Genomic DNA, 19,614 nt, shown 5'->3' on the forward strand with positions numbered 1-19,614 from the left:
CGCACACAGCCGACGCACAGACAGCACCGGCAACGTGGACCGCATGAGCATCCGAACCACAGTCGCCGCAGCAGGCATCGCGGCGGTTATTGCGGGACTCGGCGGCGCGGCGGTGTATGCCGCCACCGATACGCAGGGCCCGGGCGGCGGGCCGGGAATGGATGGGCGGCACTCCGGCCGGCCCGATCCCGCCACGATCCACAGCGAGGCAGTCCTGGCCGACGGCGGCGGCTACCGTACGGCGCTCACCCAGACCGGCACGATCACCGAGCTGAGCGCAACCTCGGTCACCGTGCGCAGCGACGACGGATTCACCCAGGCCTACGCCCTGCCGGACGCCGCCAGGCCCCGGTTCGGGGTCAACGACCGGGTCCTCATCCAGGCCACCGCCACCGGGCGGGCACCGGCGGACAAGCCAACCGTCACCAGCATCGGCGAGGCGCGCGCCCGTTAACCGTTGCCGTACCCATCGGGCAGCTCCACTTTCACCGTCGGCTTCGCGAAAGAGGTCTCGAGTTCGGTGGGGGCCGTTGACTTCGTCGCGGTTTCACCGACATTGACCGCCGGAACCGCTCGACTGCTCGGCGCCTCGGCCACCATGGCGCCGAATGCGCCCATCACTGCCAGTGCGATCGCTCCGACGCCGGCCATCGCGTACTTGGTCCGCTTGCTGCGGTCGTCTCCTGTCACCCGGACCTGCCTACCGGGGCCCGCGGGTCAGGTAAACCACCCGCCGTATGCACCGGCTGGCGAGATCAGTCGAGATCAGTGTGGTGTGGCAAACCCCGGTGGCGTGGTCGCCGAGACCGTCGGCGAGGCCTTCGACGTCTCCGGGGCGGTCGGTGGAATCGTCGGAGTGACCGTGTTTCCAGTGGTGACAGCCGGCGGTTCGACCCGCTGTTGCGCTCCGATGAGGCCATCACCCAACCCCACCCCGACCACCGCCGTGGCTAACCCGCTGATCGCTCCGATCCCGGCGGCGATCAATTTGAGATTTCGCTGATTGTTTCCCTTCGCGCTACCCAATGCGCTCACCTCCGCAGCGACGTATAGCCGCTGCGGCCGGAGGTGAAACCACAACGCCTCACCCGGCGGTCAATGCGTGACGGCGAACCCGGACGGCGGCGTGTAGCCCCTCATCGCAGGCACGGCCATCGACACCTCCGGCGCGGTCGGAGGCGTCGTCTCCGTGCTGGTCTGGCCGACGTTCATGTGGGATCCGGAAGCCAGGGGCTGTGCACCCATCCCCAGGTGAACGTCCGAGACCGCTCCGAACACGCCCAGCCCCACCACTGCCGCACCACCGGCGACTGCAGCGACCACTTTCACCTTATTCAGTCCGCTGACCTTCATGTATTTCAGTGAACGCCTGATTTCTATATCGAAGCTGTGAGCCCACTACCAGTTACCCACCGAGCACGGGCGCGCCGAACGCACACATTGCTGCGGTGACCGGATTCCGGTTCCCTGCTGCTCTACCCTGTCTGGCATGCAGCCGTGGGCAGGGACGACCGGATGACGCGCTTTCTGGCGCGCCGGCTGCTCAACTACATCGTGTTGCTGGCCCTGGCATCGTTCCTGACGTTCACGCTGACGTCGCTGAACTTCAAACCCCTCGACAGCCTCGAGCAGCGCAATCCGCGGCCGCCGCAGTCCGCGATCGACGCCAAAGCCGCCGAACTCGGACTGGACCAGCCCATTCCGCTGCGCTACGCGAATTGGGCCGCCAACGCAGTCCGCGGCGACTTCGGCACCACGGTGACCGGCCAACCGGTGGCCGACGAGTTGTGGCGACGCATCGGCGTGACCCTGCGGTTGCTCGTCATCGGCGCGATATCGGGCGCCGTCATCGGTGTGGTGGTCGGGGCCTGGGGTGCGATCCGCCAGTACCGACTGTCCGATCGCGTCATCACGGTGTTGTCCCTGTTGGTGATCAGCACGCCATCGTTCGTGATCGCCAACATGCTGATCCTGGCCGCGCTCAACGTGAACTCGATTCTGGGCGTTCAGATTTTCGAGTACACCGGCGAAACCGCGCCGGTGCCCGTCGGCGGCGCCTGGGACCAGTTCGTCGACCGACTGCAGCACCTCGTGCTGCCGACGTTCACGCTGGCGTTGATGGCCATCGCCGGCTACAGCCGGTACCAGCGCAACGCGATGCTCGACGTGCTCGGCCAGGACTTCATCCGCACCGCGCGGGCCAAAGGGCTGACCCGGCGTCGCGCCCTGTTCAAGCACGGGCTGCGGACCGCACTCATTCCGATGGCCACCCTGTTCGCCTACGGTGTGGCCGGATTGGTGACCGGTTCGGTGTTCGTCGAGAAGATCTTCGGCTGGCACGGCATGGGCGAATGGGTGGTGCAGGGCATCGCCACGCAGGACACCAACATCATCGCGGCCATCACGGTGTTCACCGGCACCGTGATCCTGGTCGCCGGCCTGCTCTCCGACGTCATCTACGCGATGCTCGACCCGAGGGTGAGAGTCACATGACCCAGACCTCCGCTCCTACCGGTGACGCCGCCGCCGCCCGCTCGGGTCTGCACACCGAGCAATTCGCCACCCGGCGCACCCTGGTGTTCCGCCGGTTCCTGCGCAACTGGCCCGCCGTGGTTTCGCTGGCACTGCTCGTGATCATGTTCGTGGCCTGCTACGCGCTGCCATCGGTGCTGCCCTACAGCTATTCGGACCTCGACTATTACGCGCTGCAAGAGCCGCCGTCGACCGACCACTGGTTCGGCACAAACGCGCTCGGGCAGGACATCTTCGCCCAAACCCTGCGCGGCATGCAGAAATCCATGCTGATCGGCCTCTGCGTGGCGTTCATCTCGACCGTCATCGCCGCCACGGTCGGCTCGGTCGCCGGATACTTCGGCGGCTGGCGCGATCGCACGCTCATGTGGATCGTCGACGTACTGCTGGTGGTACCCAGCTTCATCCTCATCGCGATCGTCACGCCGCGGTTGAGCCAGTCCGATCGGGTGTTCTGGCTGATCGTGCTGCTCTCGGCGTTCAGCTGGATGATCAGCTCCCGCATCGTGCGCGGCATGACCCTGAGCCTGCGGGAGCGCGAATTCGTGTTGGCCGCCCGCTATATGGGTGTCAGCAGCCGGCGCATCATCGTGCGCCACATCCTGCCCAACGTGGCATCCATCCTGATCATCGACACCGCGCTCAACGTCGGCGTGGCCATCCTGTCCGAAACCGGTTTGAGCTACCTGGGATTCGGCATCCAGGCGCCCGACGTATCGCTGGGTACCCTGATCGCCGACGGCACCAAATCCGCCACCACGTTCCCCTGGGTTTTCCTGTTCCCCGCCGGGGTGCTGGTACTGATCATCCTGTGCGCCAACCTGATCGGTGACGGCCTGCGCGACGCCCTCGACCCGGGCAGCGGCCGGCTGCGCCGCAAGAAAGCACGCCGATGACCCGACTACTCGAAGTATCCGACCTGACGGTGGACTTCCCCACCGACGCCGACGCGGTACACGCGGTGCGGGGCCTGAACTTTCACGTCGACGCGGGTGAGGTGGTCGCGCTCGTCGGCGAATCCGGCGCCGGGAAATCGGCCAGTGCCATGGCAGTGGTCGGGTTGCTGCCCGAATTCGCCGAGATCTCCGGATCGGTGCGGCTACGCGGTGAGGAACTGGTCGGATTGTCCGACGCGCAAATGTCACAAGTCCGCGGTAACACCATCGGCACGGTGTTCCAGGACCCGATGTCAGCCCTCACCCCGGTCTACACCGTGGGCGATCAGATCGCCGAGGCCCTCACTGTTCACCACCGCGACCTGGGCCGGCGCGCAGCCCGCACCCGGGCCGTCGAACTGCTGGAGCTGGTCGGCATCGCCCAACCGGAACAACGCGCCCGATCCTTCCCGCACGAGTTGTCCGGCGGCGAGCGCCAACGCGTGGTGATCGCCATCGCCATTGCCAACGACCCCGACCTGCTGATCTGCGACGAACCCACCACGGCCCTCGACGTCACGGTGCAGGCCCAGATCCTCGACGTGCTCAAGACCGCGCGCGACGTCACCGGCGCCGGCGTGCTGATCATCACCCACGATCTCGGGGTGGTGGCCGAATTCGCCGACCGGGCCCTGGTGATGTACGCCGGCAGGGCCGTCGAGGACGCTCCGGTGGCCCAGCTGTACGAGAAGGCCCGGATGCCCTACACCGTCGGCCTGCTCGGCTCGGTGCCGCGGCTGGATGCCCCGCAGGGCACCCGCCTGGTGCCCATCCCCGGTGCACCGCCGTCGCTCACCACGACGCCGCACGGTTGCCCGTTCGCCCCGCGCTGCCCGCTGGCCATCGACGCGTGCGAGGCCGCCGAACCCGAACTCATCGAGTTGGCGCCGGATCACCACGCTGCCTGCATCCGCACCGATCAGGTCAGCGGACGCAGTGCCGCCGAGATCTATCAGGTACCCAGCCCCGCCGGCACCACCGCTGAGAAACCTTCCGGCGACACCGATGTGGTGCTGCGGGTGCGCGAGCTGACCAAGACCTACAAGCTCACCAAAGGCGTGGTGCTACGCAGGCAGGTCGGTGAGGTCCGCGCGGTCGACAACGTCAGCTTCGACTTGCGCAGCGGGCGCACCCTCGGCATCGTCGGCGAGTCCGGATCAGGGAAATCCACCACCCTGCACCAGATCCTGAATCTGTCTGCACCGCAATCGGGTTCGATAGAAGTGCTCGGCTCCGACGTGGCCACCCTGAGCCGGAAGACGCGCCGCACCCTGCGCACCGACCTTCAAGTGGTGTTCCAGGATCCGGTGGCATCACTGGACCCGCGGCTGCCGGTGTCAGATGTGTTGGCAGAGCCGTTGACCGCCAATGGTTTCGACAAACCGCGGATCGACGGACGGGTCACCGAGCTGCTCGAGTTGGTGGGCCTGCGCCGCGCGGACGCAGGCCGCTACCCGGCCGAATTCTCGGGCGGGCAGAAGCAGCGCATCGGGATCGCCCGCGCCCTGGCCTTACAGCCCAAGATCATCGCGCTCGACGAACCCGTCTCCGCGCTGGACGTCTCCATCCAGGCCGGGATCATCAACCTGCTGCTGGACCTGCAGGACCAGTTCGGCCTGGCCTATCTGTTCGTCTCCCACGATCTGTCGGTGGTCAGGCACCTCGCCCACGATGTCGCGGTGATGTACCAGGGCGCGGTCGTCGAACAGGGCTCCGGCGATGAGGTGCTCGCCAACCCACAGCACGCCTACACGCGCAAGTTGCTGGCCGCCGTGCCACAGCCCAGACCCGCCACCAGTTAGGTATTGCCGCATCCTCGGGTTGCTACATCTAGCATCGGTGGGGTGTACGGGTTCAAGGGATTCAAGCTCCAGCGCATCGCCATCATCGGAGCGGTCACCGCACTAGCCCTGGCCGGGTGTTCAGGCGGTGACCGGGAAACCCCGTCGCCAGGCGGAAACGCTGAGGTCGGCACGACCAACGACATCAATCCGCAGGACGTTGCGAACCTGCGCCAGGGCGGCAACCTGCGCCTTGCCCTGACCGAGTTCCCGTCGAACTTCAACCCGCTGCACCTCGACGGGAACACCGGCGACGTCGGGTCGCTCACCAGGCCCACGATGCCCCGCGCCTTCGTGATCGCGGCCGACGGATCGGCGACGGTGAACACCGACTACTTCACCAACGTCGAACTGACGGGCACCAACCCGCAGGTGGTCACCTACACGATCAACCCCAAGGCCGTGTGGTCCGACGGCACGCCGATCACCTGGGAGGACATCAAGTCCCAGGTCGAGGCCAACAGCGGAAAAGACCCTGCGTTCGTCATCGCCGCCCCCAACGGTTGCGAGCGGGTGGGGTCGGTGACCCGCGGCGTGGACGACCGACAGGCCGTGATGACCTTCGCCAAACCGTACGCCGACTGGAAGGGTATCTTCGCCGGCAACGGCCGGCTGCTGCCCAAGAGCATGACCGCCACGCCTGAGGCCTTCAACAAGGCTCAACTCACCGCGCCCGGACCGTCGGCCGGACCGTTCATGGTGTCCAACATCGACCGGGGTGCACAGCGGATCACGTTGAGCCGCAACCCGAAATGGTGGGGTACCCCGCCGCTGCTGGACACGATCACCTATCTGGTGCTCGATGACGCCGCACGCATCCCGGCGCTGCAGAACAACACGATCGACGCGACCGGCACCGCGTCGCTCGACGAACTGACCATCGCGCGTAAGACCGCGGGGATCAGCATTCGACGGGCGCCGTCGGCCAGCTGGTACCACCTGACCTTCAACGGCGCGCCCGGCTCGATCCTGGCCGATCCGGCGCTGCGCAGCGCCGTCGCCAAGGGTATCGATCGGCAGGCGATCGCCAACATCACCCAGCGGGGTCTCACCGACAATCCGGTGCCGCTGAACAACCACATCTTCGTGGCCGGTCAGCAGGGTTACCGGGACAACGCTGCGTCGGTGGCCTTCGACCCCGACAAGGCCAGGGCCGAACTCGACGCGCTGGGCTGGAAAGTGCCTGAGGGACGGCAGTTCCGGGAGAAGGACGGCAAGGAACTCGTCATCCGCAATGTGTTCTACGACGCGGGCAGCACCCGGCAGGTGGCCCAAATCGCACAGAATATGCTCGGCCAGATCGGGGTGAACCTGAAGCTCGACACCAAGCCGGGCACCGGGTTCTTCACCAACTACATCATCAAGGGTGACTTCGACATAGCTCAGTTCGCGTTCCTCGGCGACGCTTTCCCGCTGAGCTCGCTGACCCAGATCTACGCGCAGGACGGGGCCAGTAACTTCGGCAAGATCGGCAGCCCGGAGATCGACGCCAAGATCGAGCAGACGCTGGAGGAGCTGGACCCGGCCAAGGCACTGGCCCTGGCCAACGAGCTGGACACGATGCTCTTCGAGGAGGCGTTCAGCCTCCCGCTGTTCCAGTCACCCGGAAACGTCGCAGTGCGCAGCAGCCTGGCCAATTTCGGGGCCCCCGGGCTGGCCGACACCGACTACACCAAGGTCGGTTTCGTCAAGTAGGCCGTTCCCGCGTTTTGGCGGTGGGCATCGCGGTCTCCACCACGGTGGCCGCCGCGATGGCCGACACCGCCACCCGGATCACGGGACGCGCAGGCAGGGCGTCCAACTCGGCGGCGGTGGCCGAAAGTTGTTCGGCCACACCGTCACGTACCGCACGGATCACCGCGAACGCAGCACGTTCGCGGGTGTCGATCACGCTGTGTACCACCGTCGGCATCCGAACCAGCACCGCCCCGGGGACCAGCGCCGCGATCCGCTCGGCAACCGCCGGCGGCGTGGTCAGATCCCGGCCACCGGACAGCACAACAGTGGGCCAGTGAAAGTCCGGTAACTCAGCGAGCAGGTCGAAAGGCTCGGCCTCGAACGGTTCGTAGAACTTCGCACTGCCGATCATGTCGGCCATCTCCAGCGCGGGATCCAGCGGCAGGCCATCGGGTACCCCGGCGTAGTTCAACTCGCGGAAGGCGATCCGCCCGACGAGGTCTACCTCGTTGCGGTACGGCGCTTTTCGCGTTGAGAGCCGGCTCAGGCGGGCCAGCCCCGACCACACCACGGTGCGCCCGCGCAGCAACAGGTCGAGTTGGCGGTCCAGCAGGGCGGCGCCGCCGAACCCGTACAGCAGGCCGGCCAGTTCTCCTCCTCTGGTGGCCAGTGCCCCGTCGGCCACCAGACGTCGGACCTTGGGTGCCAGGTCCGCGGTCTCCGGAACCGTGCCCTCCCACAGCAGACCGCGAATGGCACTGCGCATGGCTTCGATATCGGCGGTGGACAGCAGTGGCGAGTCCAGCACCATCGCCGCGACCCGGTCCGGATGCCGCACCCCGAAGCCAGCGGCGATGTAGCTGCCGTACGAGGTGCCGTATAGCACCGCCTCGTGCACGCCCGCGTCGTCGAGCGCCGCGGCGACGTCGTCGACCACCTGCTCGACGGTGATGGCCTCCGGCGGCAGATCCGCACCCGCATCGGTGTGCCGCGACATCCCGACACCGCGGTGCTCGATCATGATGACGTCGAATCCGGCGGCGATCGCACGCCTGCGCAACGAGCGGTACGGCTGGATCGATGCCACCCCGGGGCCGCCCGGGACGATCACCACCGGGTGCGCCGATTTGCGCCCGGCCCGCACGTAGAACAGGTCGAACTGCTCGTCAGAACCCGGACTGACCGAGCGTCGCACCGCCCGTACCCCCGGTAGCGCAGCCAGCTTGTCGTGCACCCGCCTGCGCTTGGCGCTCATCGTCATTGCGCTCCATTGTGCCGCGCAACGCTCAGATGAGATAGATGGCGAAAATCGCCCCGAACAGCACCACCAGCCAGCCGTCGGTGGCGAGTTTGAGCCACTTCGGTGCCGTCCGGACCTCCATGAACTGCCGGATGATCAAACGGGACTTGATCAGCGTCAACACGAGCACTAGCGCGGTGATCGGCACACTCGCCCGCAACGCGTCCGAATACTGCGCCGGTGCCAACCACCAGGATCCGACGGTGATGGCGACCAGCACGAGCCAGGTCTGAGTCACAGCCTTGTCGGTCATCGTCACCTCACCACGTACAGCAGGCCGAAGATGATCACCCAGAGCAGGTCCACCATGTGCCAGTAGACCGCGCTCGCCTCCACGACCGACGCGCGGCGGCGGGACGGATTGCGCAGCTCACGCACGATCACGCCCAACACGACGAGCCCGATCAGGACGTGGATCAGGTGCACACCTGTCAGCACGTAGTAGAACGAGTAGAACATCTCCGAGTTGGTGTGCCCGTTGCGGATCTTGACCACCCATTCATAACCCTTGCAGGCCATGAACATCAGGCCGCCGACACCGCCGGCGTAGGTGAGTCGGATTGCCGTTTCATGGCGGCCGGCACGGGCCGCCAGGACCGCACGAGCCACCAACCAGGAACTGGTCAGCAGGATCACGGTGTTGACGACACCGATCGTGATGTCGAGATGCTGTTGGGCACGCAGGAACTCGTCCGGATGCATGGTCCGGTAGATCATGAAGACGATGAAGTAGCCACCGAAGATGACCAGATCACCGAGCACCATCACCCACATGTGCCCGTCGCCGGGCAGGTGCTCCGACGACGCGCAGGGCCGTGAATCAGTTTGCGTCACTGCATTTTTCCTCACGATCGAGGGCCTGTCGGAGCAGCACGATCAGGGCAGATAACCAGACCGAGAAGACCACCACCGCCCACCAGAAGGCGATCGACCCGTTCCAGGCGAACGGCCCGGACTGGAACAGAAACATCTGGGTGGCGATCACCTCGGTGATGATCTGCCAGATGGTCACATAGGCGAACCATGCCGGGAAGATGTTGTTCTTGTCGTAGAGGATGGCGATCGCAAACACCAGATACGCCGCCGTGAAACAGCCCAACGAGCCGTTGTAGGACAGCATTCCGAGGTCATAGAGCAGGCTGATCAGTTCCGGGTCGCGGTCGGTCCGGAATGCCGCGGCGAGAAAACACACCGACACCAACAGGAACCCCGGCAGTGCGCCGACCCCCATGCCACCGATGTAGCCGTAGGCGAACACCGACCCCACTGACATGCGCTTGATCTGGTACGCAACCAGCCCGTTGGTCATCGCCGCGCCACCGAGCAGGATCAGCAGTAGGCAGAAGCCGATCTTGATGGTCAGCCCGTGTTCGGTGAAAAACGCCACTTTGTCGACCGCGGTGACGTCGGGGCGCGGCGGCGGCGTCACCCGGGTGAGGATGCAGATGATGACGCCGAAGACCCCGTACCACAGCGGAAAGAACCAGGTCATCAGACGCACGTCGGGTCTGCCCGGCGGCGCCTCGGTCAGGACGGTCACGCCTGCACCCGTCCCTCTACGACGCCCTCTGACACGGCCTGGCTGATCACCGCGCGGCGCAGCACGAAGAACATCACCACGACGAAGACTGCGAATGCACCGTTGCGCAACCAGAAGGCCAGCACGCCGTCCCAGGCCAGCGGTCCGGTGTGGAACACCGCCGCGCCCGCAGCCGGAATCATCGCCACCGCCGTGGCCAGCGAGTAGTGCCCCACCCAGCGGGGAAATACCGGGGCAGGCCCGTTGTCGAAGTAGACCGCCACCGCCAGCAGCGCGAATTGCGACACCACCATGCCGACCGGCGCGATGAACACGATCCAGGCCAGATCGTTGAGCAGCATGATCAGTTCCGGGTTACGGTCCGGACGAAACGCGGCCACCAGGAACAGAATGTTGGACAACGCGAAGATCGTGGCACCGCTGACCACCGCGGTGAGATAGCAGTAGGCGAACACATGGGTCTGGCCCTTCATGCGCTTCATCTGGACGACGATCACCATGAAGAACGGCAGGATCAGGATTCCGCACAGATTGAAGGTCACCTGGCTGAATCGGATCCACGCGGTGTGGTCGGCGTAGAACTCGGCGACCTGCTGCGCGTCCCAGGTCGGTGACATCGGCGGCCAGAAACCAGGGAACGCCAGCAGTGCCACCAGCAGCACGGCCCCGACGGCCGGCCCGGTCCACAGGCTCACCCACTGGGCCTTGATATTTCCGGCTTTCGGCAGGTCTTGAACCTGCTCCAGGATCTGCATCCGTACCTCCAAAACTGACTCCAGTCAGAACTGTGTTCTCCCGAAACCGTAATGGCAGCCACGTCATAAGGAAAGACCCATACTGAGTACAGTCAGTTATCTATTGCCGTAGCATCGAGCCGTGCTCAAGGCCACCGCCCGTAGCCGCAAAGGCTTGCAGACGCGGGAACGGTTGCTGGGCGCAGCGATCTCCGAGTTCAAACGCGACGGAATGGCAGCCGCCGATACGGCCGCGATCGCGTCGGCCGCCGGTGTCGCCCACGGCACCTTCTTCTTCCACTTCCCCACCAAAGAACACGTCCTGCTGGAATTGGAGCAGCGCGAGCAGCAGAGGATGGCCGGCGACCTGGCCCGGCTTTTCTCCGGACCGCACGGCGTCCGGGACACCCTGGGCGAAGCCGTGCGGATGCTGGAGACGCTCGAACGGCGCCTTGGCGGCCGGCTGTTCAAAGACTTTCTGGCCCTGCACTTTTCCACCACCCGCCCCCCGTCGGAGGAATGGACGCACCATCCGGCGATCGTCGCGGTGATCGAGGAGTTACAACGGGCTCAGGGGCGCGGTGAGATCCCGGCCGAAGTGGACGTGATGCACAACGGCGTGTCATTTCTGGTCGGCCTCTACGCGCTGCTGATCACCATCCCCGATGCCGCCGAAGTGCGGGCCCCGGTGATCGCCGAGTACTTGACCACGTACCTGTACGGCCTGCGGGTCCTGCCTGAGGTTCGGTCTTAGGTTCGGGCTGATCCAAACGCGTGCCCACCGGTAGCCGGTGCGGATACAACGGTGCCATGACCACCGTCGAGAACGTGAGCCGTGTTTTGCCCGGCACACCGGAATGGGCTGACCTGCTGGCCTCGATCGCAGCAGGGGCCAAGGACCGCGACCTGAACGACGAGAACCCCTTCGATCAGGTCGCCGCCCTCAAACGGGCCGGGTTCGGCACCCTCAGGCTGCCCGAGCCCCTCGGTGGCGCCGGGTTCACCGTGCCGCAGCTGTTCTCCGCGGTGATCGACGTGGCCAAAGCCGATCCCATTGTGGCCCATATCTTCCGGACCCACTTCTGGTTCACCGAGGAGCGGCTGCGCAGTGCCGACGACCCGGAGTCCAGGCGCTGGCTGGGCAAGATCGCCGAAGGCAAGATCTTCGGTAATGCATTCAGCGAGAAGGGCTCATTGGCTGTGGGCAGCCTGGTGTTCAACACCCGGTTGCTGGCCGACGAGGCGAACCCGGGTGCCTTCCGGCTGAGCGGAGAGAAGTACTACAGCACCGGCACCCTGTTCTCGGACTACCTGACCGTCACTGCCACCACCGACCACGACTCGGTGGCCAGCGTTCTGGTCCCCACCAACCGTGACGGAGTACGGCTCGTCGACGATTGGGACGGTTTCGGTCAGCGCCGCACCGGTACCGGCACCACGACATTCACCGACGTCACGGTCGCAGCCGACGAGATCCTCACCGATACCCCGTACGACGCCGAACCGGTGCCGACCGTGCAGTACGCCGCGCTGCAGTTGTTCATCCACGCGGTGGTCGCCGGCATTCTGGCCAACGTCGTAGACGACGGTGTGGCGCTGCTGCGCTCACGCGAGCGCAACTTCAGCCACGCCGTCACTGAGCGGCCCACCGACGATCCGCTGCTGCAACGCCAACTCGGTGTACTGGCCAGCACGGCCTACGTGGCGCGGGCCGCCGTGCTGGACGCGGCGGCGGCGATTGGCGCTGCCACGGATTCTGCCGTCGACGGCGTTCCCGACGCGCACCTGACCGCGGAAGCTCAACTCAAGGTCGCGAAAGTCAAGGTTCACTTGGACGACGTCGCCCCCGAAGCCGCCACCCGGCTGCTGGAACTCGGCGGAGCGAGCGCGGCCTCCCGGCAGCGCAACCTGGACCGGCATTGGCGCAACATCCGCACCATCACCCTGCACAACCCGGTGGCCTACAAAGCGCGGGTGATCGGCCAGAACCTGTTGCACGGCACGCCCATCCCGGCCAACGCCTACTTCTGACCCCTGGGCGATTTGTGCATGGCGGCGCGCACGCAATCCCGTAACCAGCGGTGCGCGCCGTCGGCGTGGTAGCGCGGATGCCAGGCCATGCTGAGCACCAGTGGTGGCAGATCCAGCGGGATGTCGAACGTCCGCAGCCCGAAGGTGTCGATGGCATGCTGCCCGATGCCGACCGGCAGCATGCCCACCAGGTCACTGTCCTTGATCAGGAACAGCCCGCCCGCCGGATTGGGCGCGCAGACCACCACGCGGCGATGCAACCCGCGCTCGGCGAGCAGATCGTCGACAGGCCCGCGCAACCTGCCGCGCCGGGAGAACACCACATGCTCGGCAGCGGCAAACCGCTTGAGCGTGACACGTTTTCCCAGCAGTTCGTGCCCCGCGCGCACAACCCCGACAAGCCGGTCGTCAACCACGTGCTCGAGGTGTGTCTCCGGCTCGGTGCGCCGGATCTGACCGATCTCGATATCGACGCTACCGTCGCGCAGCGACTGCGTGTCTTCGTGGCTCTCCCCCACGAACCGCACGGTGACCCCGGGTGCTTGCGCCCGGATCTGTGCCAACAACCGCGAGCCGATCGTGCTGAACAGACCCTCGCCAAGCTGGACCGCGAACGTGCGCTGCAGCGTCGCGGGCTCAGGGACATCCGGTGGGATGAACACGGCCCTGGCCTGCACTACGACATCGTGCACCGTGCCCTGCATCGCCAATGCGCGTGGTGTGGGAACCATTTCACGACCTGCCCGCACAAGCACCGGATCCCCTAGTATCCGCCGCAGCCGCGCCAGCGTCCGGCTCATCGCCGGAGCCGAGGTGTGCAGGCGCTGCGCCGCACCGCCGACACTGCGTTCGTCGAGCAACGCGTCGAGGGCGAGCAGCAGGTTGAGGTCGAGGTTCGGCTCCATTTTCAATTCCATTTCGGACAACTATTGATTACCAAACATGCACTGGAACGCAATCCACAACGAGAATACCGTGGACTGCATGACAAACACTCTGACCAGCGCTTCGGTAGCCACTGTGCTGCAACACCTTCTGACCGCCGAGCAGGAGAACGACCCGGCCGTGTTCGCCACGGTCGGCGGCTATCCGGTCGACACCGACGCCTCGCAGCGCGCAGACATGTTCAAGGACGTGTACATGTCAGTGTCCGAGGCCGGTGGGCAATTGCTCTATCTCCTGGCCCGCGCGACCGGAGCACGCAACGTCGTGGAGTACGGGACGTCGTTCGGCGTGTCGACCCTCTATCTCGCGAGCGCTGTACGCGACAATGGCGGCGGAACGGTGGTCGGCACCGAGCTGCAGCCCGAGAAAGCCGCTGCCGCACAACGAAACTTCACCGACGCCGGACTGGCCGACGTGATCGACCTGCGCGTCGGCGACGCGCGCGAGACCCTGGCCGACGTCGCGGGGCCGGTAGATCTCGTACTGCTCGACGGCTGGCCGGAACTGGCACTGCCCGTCCTCAAAGTGCTCGAACCCCATCTGAGGCCGGGCACGTTGATTTTGGTCGACGACATCAACCTGGATTTCGGCCACGACGTGCACGCCGCACTGCTGAGCTACCTCGCCGAATCCGACCACTATCTGTCCGTCACCCTGCCTATCGGTGACGGCATCCAGGCGTGCGTGCGACTGACCTGACGGTCAGCCCGCGATCAGATCGGCGGCCTTTTCCCCGACCAGCACGCTGGGCGCGTGGGTGTGGCCGCGGATGAGCGTCGGCATCACGGACGCGTCGGCGACCCGCAACGCCTCGATTCCCCGGACCCGTAGCTGCGGGTCGACCACGCTGCCCTCGTCGCTGCCCATGCGGCAGGTGCCGACGGGGTGATAGAGCGTGTGTGACACCGAGTTCAGTGCGTGCGTGAGGGTTTCGTCGTTCAGTGTGGACGCGTTCAGCGGACGGGCCACTTTGCCGATCACGTTCCGCAGTGCCGGGGCCTGGGCGATCTCGGCGGTGATCCGCAGGCCGGCCATCAATGCGGTGCGGTCGACCTCGTCGCTCAGGTAGCGAGGGTCGATGATCGGTTTGTCCATCGGGTCGGCCGACCGCAACGTGATGGTGCCGTGGCTGCGTGGCTTGAGCAGGATGGGGCCCATCACAATGGCGTGGCCGTACGGGTCGCCGATACCCTCGTCGAAGAAGGGCGCCGGAGCAAAGATCAGCTCCAGGTCCGGAAGATCCAATTCGGGCCTGCTGCGGACGAACCCGTACGCTTCACCGACGTTCGAGGTCAGCATGCCCCGGCGCCGGGCCAGATAGTTGATGAGCTCGAGTGGCTTCTCGGCGGCGAAGAGGCTGTCATCGCCGACATCGAATCCCAACGGAACCACCAGGTGGTCAAGCAGGTTGGCGCCCACGCCAGGCGCGTCCCGGATCACTTCGATGCCGTGGCCGGCCAGCTGGCCCCGGTCGCCGATGCCCGACAGCATCAGCAGTTGCGGGGAATTGATCGCACCCCCGCACAGGATGACCTCGCGGCGGGCCGTCACCACGTCCCGAACCCCGCCCTTCTCGAATTCGACCCCGACGGCGCGGTTTCCGGCGAAGACGATCCGCCTCACGGTGGCCTCGGTGAGCAGGTTGAGGTTCCGCCGCCGGAGGACCGGCTTGAGAAAGGCGTCCGCGGTGCTCCACCGGACGCCGCGACGCTGGGTCACCCTGGTCTCGCAGAACCCCTCGTGCCCGCATTCCCTGGCCGCGGCCAACCAGGCTGCCGTCGAACTGCGTGGGCTGCGCTGCGCCTCGATCATCAGCGGCCCGGCCTCGATGCGCTTCAGGTACTTTTCCAGGCCGGCGTAGTTCCAGTCCGCACCGGCGTGCTCGCCCCACTCGTCGTAGTCGGCGGGGAAACCCGGTACCCACATCATCGCGTTCATCGACGATGAGCCGCCGAGGGTCTTGCCACGCGGCCAATAGATCTGGCGGCCATCGAGTTCCGGCTGCGGCTCGGTCAGGTAGTCCCAGTCGACCTCGCTGCGGAACAGCTTCGAGAACGCCGCCGGGATATGGATGAACTTGTCGCGGTCGCGCGGCCCGGCCTCGAGCGCCAGCACCGAGGCATCCGATCGTGCACTCAGCCGGTTCGCCAGTACCGCGCCTGCCGAGCCGGTCCCCACCACGATGTAGTCAGCCTCCACGTGGCGGAGTGTATTGGCACGGTGCAGCCAGGCGCGACTAATTCGATGTGGTGGTCAGCTCGATGTGGTGCGCGCCGCCGACGGCGGCGTAGCGCTCCGGGCTGCAGGTCAACACGATGACCTGCCCGTCCCCACCGACCGCGTCGAACACCGCACCCATCTTGGTCAGGCGCTCCGGATCGGTGAAGCCGAGCGCGTCGTCGATGATGACGGGCACGCTGTCCTCCTTGGCCACCATCGCGGCACCGGCCAGCCGCGCGACGATCGCCAACTGCTCTTTGGCACCGCCCGACAGCGATTCGTACGGCACCGTGCGCCCGGACAGCGTGCGGGTCCGGATGTTGAGGTCGCTGTCGACGTCGACCTCGAAATCCTCACCGAAGACGAGCCGGCCCAACCGCTGCACCTCAAGGCGGAACGGATCAGCGTAGCGCTGACGGGTGGCGTCGCGGTGGCGCGCCATCACTGACCGCAACGTCTCGGCGGCACGGGCCCGGCGGTGCACCCGGAGGTACTCGGCGTGGGCGTGCTCGCGCTCGGTCTCGGCGGCATCGAGATGCCCCTTGCGTCCCTGGGTGCCGTACACCTTGAGTTGTGCCGTCAGCTCCCGCAGCCCGTCAGCCGCTTCCCTGTGGCGAGTATCCAGCACCTCGGCGCACCGGACTGCCTCATCGAGCGCGGACTTCACCGAATTCGGTGCGGTGGCAGATAATTCGGTGCGTAGATCGGCCATGCGGCCCGCGGTGGAAGTGGCCTCCTCGTCGGTGGTCTGGGCCTTGACCGCCAACTCGTCGTCACCGGCCTGCGTGCGCTGGACCTCCAACCGGCCGCCGGCCACCGTCAACTCGGCCTGCGCCGTGGTGAGCTTGTCGCGCAGCACGCTCAGGCGGGTCGACTTCTCCGTCAGCTTCTGGGCGGCCGCGGCGATCAACATACGGCTGGTCTCACTGTCGGCCACCGCTTGGCGGTGCACCGCCACCGCAGTGTCGAGTTCGCTTCGGGCGGAGACGATATCGGTGGGCCCGGCCAGCTCGAACAACCCGGCCTCATCAGGCTGCCCGGCACGCAGTTGCGCCAGCCGGGCCCGCAGATCCGCCAACTGGTCATCGCCGGTGAGCGCGTCGACAGTGGCGCGCAAGCGATCCCGGTTGCCGAGCAGTTCCCGGCGCCGGCCATCGAGGGCCCGCGCGGCATCGACGCCGTCGACTCCGGCGGCGGTCAACGCGGCAGTCAGTGCGTTCTGCGCCTCGTCGAGACGGGCCTGAGTCTGCGCGGCCGGGGTTCCCGGCACCACGCGCACCGTGAGTACCCCGGGCACGTCGATCTCGGTGTCGGCGGTGGTGTTGACCGACCACGGTTGGCCCGCCTCCAAAGACACCTGCACCTCGTCGACCCGGACATCGCGGTCAGCGACTGCCACGAGTTCGATGCGCGCCGAGGCCAGTTCAGCCTGCCCGGCGGCGCGTTCCACCGCGACCGCCGCCGCTTCGATCACCCGCATCCCCGCGGCGTCGAGCACGATCCCGTCCAGTTCGCGGTTGACCCCGTCGAGATCACGCACGCCGGCGTCGATCCTGGTCAGCCGGGCGGCCAAGCGGTCAGCTTCGTCCCGGTCGGCCATCCGCGTCAGGGTGGCGCGGGCGGTCTCCACCCGGGTTTCGTGCTCCTGCGCTGCCATCCGAGCCTGTTCGGCCACGGCCTCGGCAGCCTCGTGAACCTCACGGGCCGTGGTGGATTCACCGTCGGCCAGATTGAGCGCAGCCTGCAGCTCGGTGATGGTGGCGGCCCGCTCGTCGAGGTCGGCGCGTAGCCGTCGGCGTTCGGTGAGCGCGGCGGCGGCCGCGACCTGCGTCGCCCGGGCGGCCTCGGCCACCACCTCGGCCTCCTTGAGCCGTTGCATCAACGCGGCAACCGCCTCGGCCGCCTTACGGGCCGTGGTCAGACTCGCCTGGGCCGCTTCACGTTCACCGGCCAGTCCGGTGACCTCGACGCTGAGTTCGGCATGCCGGCGCACCGCGTCCTCGACCTCGGCCACCGCAGCGGCGCATTGCGCCACCTCGCCCTCGGCGGCCGCCAGTCGCTTCGTCACCGCCGCCCACTCGCCGGTGGGCCGCCCGGTGGCCGTGAAGTAGCGCAGATACTCCGCGTCGATGCGCTCGATCAGCAGCGGCTCGTCCCCTGAGAGCGCGACCGCCTCACCGGCGGCCACGTCCAGGGCCCGAGCCAACGCGTCCGAGCCGGACAGGTCGACCGGCGCGGTCGAGCTGGACTGCAAGACCCGTTGGGCCTGCCACAGGCTGGTGTCCACGGTCTCGGCGAGCATGGTCAGCACCCGCTCGTGCGCCTCGTCCCCGCTGAGCTGCTCGCGCACCGGTGCCAGCACCGTCAGCTGGGTCTCGGCGCGCTTGTGAAAGCGCTTGCGATACATGAAACGGTAAGGGCCCGTGGATATTTCGGCCATCACCTCAGCTCCGACGTCGGCGTGAGTCGGCTTGACCTGCTTGACTTCCTTCTTGCCCGAGCGGTCCTTGGCCTCGAGCAACAGATCCAGCGCCTCGATCATCGAGGACTTGCCGATCTCATTGGCACCACTGACCACCACCACACCGTGATCGGGGAACTCGATCTCGCGGTGGGTGACGCCGCGGTAGTTGGTCAGGACCAGGCGGTGCAGTTTCATGCCGCACCCCTGTCCACCAGACGCAGCAACAAGCCGAGCGCCGCCCGCGCATCGTCGGCTCCGGCCCCGTCGGTACGGGCGGTGGCCACCAACTCGTCCACGGCAGCCGCCGCGAATCCGCCGATGCCCAGGTCGTCGAATTCGCCGTCGGCGGGCAGTACCGCGATCTCGGTGTGCCGCTCCCACTCCGTGAGGGCTGCGAACAACCGGGCGTACCTGTCGAGGCAGGTGTCGAGCGCAGCCTTGTCCGTCACGGTCAGTGAGCCCGTCAACGCCAGGCGGACCACGGTGCGTTCCTTGTCCGCCAACAGATCCAGATTGAGATCCAGATCGGCCACGTCGCGGTCGGTATCCACCTCACGGCGCAGTGTGATGAAGCGCCAACGGCCCACCCGCTGCGAATCCACCCGCACCGGGCGGTGTGCATCGGTCTCGTCGATCTCGACCATCAGGACATACCCCGGATCGGATTCGATGTCGTCATAGTTGGTCACCTCGGGTGAACCCGAATACCACACCCGGCCGGTCGACCCGACCTCGGTGCGGGAGTGCTTGTCCCCCAACGCCACATAGTGCACCGCACCGCGCGCCAACGCGTCCTCGACGGCGGCCAGCCGGATCAGCGACGGCTTGTCCTTGTCCGGATCGAGGATGTCGACCCCGCCGTGGCCCACCACCACCCGAGTGGTCCCGTCGGCGGGCAGATCGGCCAACACGTCACCCACCAGGTCGGAGGTGGGCGCCTTGGACCGCCACGGAGCGGCAACGATCTGCAGCCCCGGCCGCACCTCGTGCACACCCGCGCGATCGAGGACCACGACGTTGTCCGGGCATTCCGCGGTGAACAGCGCGCTGGTGTAGACCGAGGCGGCGTCCAGCGGATCGTGGTTGCCCGGCAACAGATACACCGGCACCCCGATGCCACGCATGGCCTCAAGCGACAGGCTGACCTCGCGCGGAGCCAACTGGTTGTGCTCGAAGACGTCACCGGACACCACGACGAACTCCGCACCCGAGGCCGCGGCCACCGGGCCGAGGGCCGCGACCGCCTCCCGGCGCGCGGCCGAATAACGGGGCTGGGCCTCACCGTCACCGGTACTGAGGAAGTGACGGGTCATGCCGAGCTGCCAGTCGGCGGTGTGCAGAAAACGCATCGGCCCTGTCCCCTCTGTCTCCGTAAGCAAAGCGAGTGTAAAACCG

At 66.7% G+C, this 19,614-nt stretch carries 20 protein-coding genes; 8 read left to right on the top strand and 12 right to left on the bottom strand.

Features of this window, described 5'->3' with window-relative positions; all coding sequences use genetic code 11:
* Positions 1–43: 43 nt before the first annotated feature.
* Positions 44–454: a hypothetical protein gene (locus tag HBE63_RS16885; protein WP_166905760.1), complete on the top strand. Its 411-nt coding sequence runs from the start codon at positions 44–46 to the stop codon at positions 452–454.
* On the opposite strand, the gene HBE63_RS16890 is transcribed toward HBE63_RS16885, so the two are convergent.
* The 3 genes from HBE63_RS16890 to HBE63_RS16900 form a co-directional block, all read right to left on the bottom strand.
* Positions 451–690 (bottom strand): hypothetical protein, encoded by a 240-nt coding sequence (locus tag HBE63_RS16890; RefSeq protein WP_243858100.1) that lies wholly within the window; start codon positions 688–690, stop codon positions 451–453. The two genes, HBE63_RS16885 and HBE63_RS16890, sit on opposite strands and share 4 nt — an antisense overlap.
* Positions 691–765: 75 nt before the next feature.
* Positions 766–1,035 (bottom strand): hypothetical protein, encoded by a 270-nt coding sequence (locus HBE63_RS16895; RefSeq protein WP_166905761.1) that lies wholly within the window; start codon positions 1,033–1,035, stop codon positions 766–768.
* A 60-nt stretch (positions 1,036–1,095) separates the two neighbouring features.
* Positions 1,096–1,323: a hypothetical protein gene (locus tag HBE63_RS16900; protein ID WP_243858101.1), complete on the bottom strand. Its 228-nt coding sequence runs from the start codon at positions 1,321–1,323 to the stop codon at positions 1,096–1,098.
* 192 nt (positions 1,324–1,515) lie between these two features.
* Here HBE63_RS16900 and HBE63_RS16905 point away from each other — a divergent pair, with 192 nt between their 5' ends.
* Genes HBE63_RS16905 through HBE63_RS16920 form a run of 4 tightly spaced genes read left to right on the top strand, consistent with a single transcriptional unit; the run spans position 1,516 to position 7,003 of the window.
* Positions 1,516–2,493, top strand: a complete 978-nt coding sequence (locus tag HBE63_RS16905; RefSeq protein ID WP_166905763.1) for an ABC transporter permease — start codon at positions 1,516–1,518, stop codon at positions 2,491–2,493.
* Positions 2,490–3,428, top strand: coding sequence for an ABC transporter permease (locus tag HBE63_RS16910; protein ID WP_243858103.1), 939 nt, complete (start codon positions 2,490–2,492; stop codon positions 3,426–3,428). The genes HBE63_RS16905 and HBE63_RS16910 overlap by 4 nt, the downstream gene beginning before the upstream one ends.
* A complete protein-coding gene (locus HBE63_RS16915; RefSeq protein WP_166905764.1) occupies positions 3,425–5,269 on the top strand; it encodes an ABC transporter ATP-binding protein in 1,845 nt (614 codons plus the stop codon). The genes HBE63_RS16910 and HBE63_RS16915 overlap by 4 nt, the downstream gene beginning before the upstream one ends.
* A 42-nt stretch (positions 5,270–5,311) precedes the next feature.
* Entirely contained in the window at positions 5,312–7,003 is a 1,692-nt protein-coding gene (locus HBE63_RS16920) for an ABC transporter family substrate-binding protein (protein WP_166905765.1), read from the top strand.
* Here the strand turns inward: HBE63_RS16920 and HBE63_RS16925 are convergent.
* From HBE63_RS16925 to HBE63_RS16945, 5 genes are read right to left on the bottom strand one after another with little or no spacing between them, the layout of a single operon-like run.
* Entirely contained in the window at positions 6,996–8,246 is a 1,251-nt protein-coding gene (locus HBE63_RS16925) for an alpha/beta fold hydrolase (RefSeq protein ID WP_166905766.1), read from the bottom strand. The two genes, HBE63_RS16920 and HBE63_RS16925, sit on opposite strands and share 8 nt — an antisense overlap.
* Before the next feature lie 25 nt (positions 8,247–8,271).
* Positions 8,272–8,538, bottom strand: a complete 267-nt coding sequence (locus HBE63_RS16930; RefSeq protein WP_166905767.1) for a cytochrome C oxidase subunit IV family protein — start codon at positions 8,536–8,538, stop codon at positions 8,272–8,274.
* Positions 8,539–8,540: 2 nt separating this feature from the next.
* Entirely contained in the window at positions 8,541–9,059 is a 519-nt protein-coding gene (locus HBE63_RS16935) for a cytochrome c oxidase subunit 3 (protein WP_243858748.1), read from the bottom strand.
* Positions 9,060–9,105: 46 nt separating this feature from the next.
* A complete protein-coding gene (locus tag HBE63_RS16940; protein WP_243858749.1) occupies positions 9,106–9,777 on the bottom strand; it encodes a hypothetical protein in 672 nt (223 codons plus the stop codon).
* A gap of 44 nt (positions 9,778–9,821) precedes the next feature.
* Positions 9,822–10,580 carry a hypothetical protein gene (locus HBE63_RS16945; protein ID WP_166905770.1) on the bottom strand — a complete coding sequence of 253 codons (759 nt, stop codon included), beginning with the start codon at positions 10,578–10,580 and terminating at the stop codon, positions 9,822–9,824.
* Between the two features lie 121 nt (positions 10,581–10,701).
* Between HBE63_RS16945 and HBE63_RS16950 the strand changes: the two genes are divergently transcribed.
* Both HBE63_RS16950 and HBE63_RS16955 read left to right on the top strand, forming a co-directional pair.
* The gene (locus HBE63_RS16950; RefSeq protein WP_166905771.1) at positions 10,702–11,313 is read left to right on the top strand and encodes a TetR/AcrR family transcriptional regulator; all 612 of its coding nucleotides are present in this window, start codon (positions 10,702–10,704) and stop codon (positions 11,311–11,313) included.
* 56 nt (positions 11,314–11,369) lie between these two features.
* Positions 11,370–12,590, top strand: coding sequence for an acyl-CoA dehydrogenase family protein (locus HBE63_RS16955; RefSeq protein ID WP_166905772.1), 1,221 nt, complete (start codon positions 11,370–11,372; stop codon positions 12,588–12,590).
* Here the strand turns inward: HBE63_RS16955 and HBE63_RS16960 are convergent.
* A complete protein-coding gene (locus tag HBE63_RS16960; RefSeq protein WP_243858105.1) occupies positions 12,581–13,507 on the bottom strand; it encodes a LysR family transcriptional regulator in 927 nt (308 codons plus the stop codon). The genes HBE63_RS16955 and HBE63_RS16960 overlap by 10 nt on opposite strands.
* 67 nt (positions 13,508–13,574) lie before the next feature.
* On the opposite strand from HBE63_RS16960, the gene HBE63_RS16965 reads away from it, so the two are divergent.
* Entirely contained in the window at positions 13,575–14,234 is a 660-nt protein-coding gene (locus HBE63_RS16965; protein ID WP_166905773.1) for an O-methyltransferase, read from the top strand.
* 3 nt (positions 14,235–14,237) lie between these two features.
* On the opposite strand, the gene HBE63_RS16970 is transcribed toward HBE63_RS16965, so the two are convergent.
* Genes HBE63_RS16970 through HBE63_RS16980 form a run of 3 tightly spaced genes read right to left on the bottom strand, consistent with a single transcriptional unit; the run spans position 14,238 to position 19,568 of the window.
* Entirely contained in the window at positions 14,238–15,734 is a 1,497-nt protein-coding gene (locus HBE63_RS16970; protein ID WP_166905774.1) for a GMC family oxidoreductase, read from the bottom strand.
* Positions 15,735–15,771: 37 nt separating this feature from the next.
* Positions 15,772–18,414, bottom strand: coding sequence for an AAA family ATPase (locus HBE63_RS16975; protein WP_166905775.1), 2,643 nt, complete (start codon positions 18,412–18,414; stop codon positions 15,772–15,774).
* Complete coding sequence (locus tag HBE63_RS16980; protein WP_166905776.1) at positions 18,411–19,568, bottom strand: exonuclease SbcCD subunit D; 1,158 nt, start codon at positions 19,566–19,568, stop codon at positions 18,411–18,413. Before HBE63_RS16980 ends, HBE63_RS16975 begins: the two co-directional genes overlap by 4 nt.
* Between the last annotated feature and the right edge of the window lie 46 nt (positions 19,569–19,614).

The sequence above is a fragment of the Mycobacterium sp. DL440 genome, assembly GCF_011745145.1.
In the GTDB taxonomy this organism is placed as follows: Bacteria; Actinomycetota; Actinomycetes; order Mycobacteriales; family Mycobacteriaceae; genus Mycobacterium.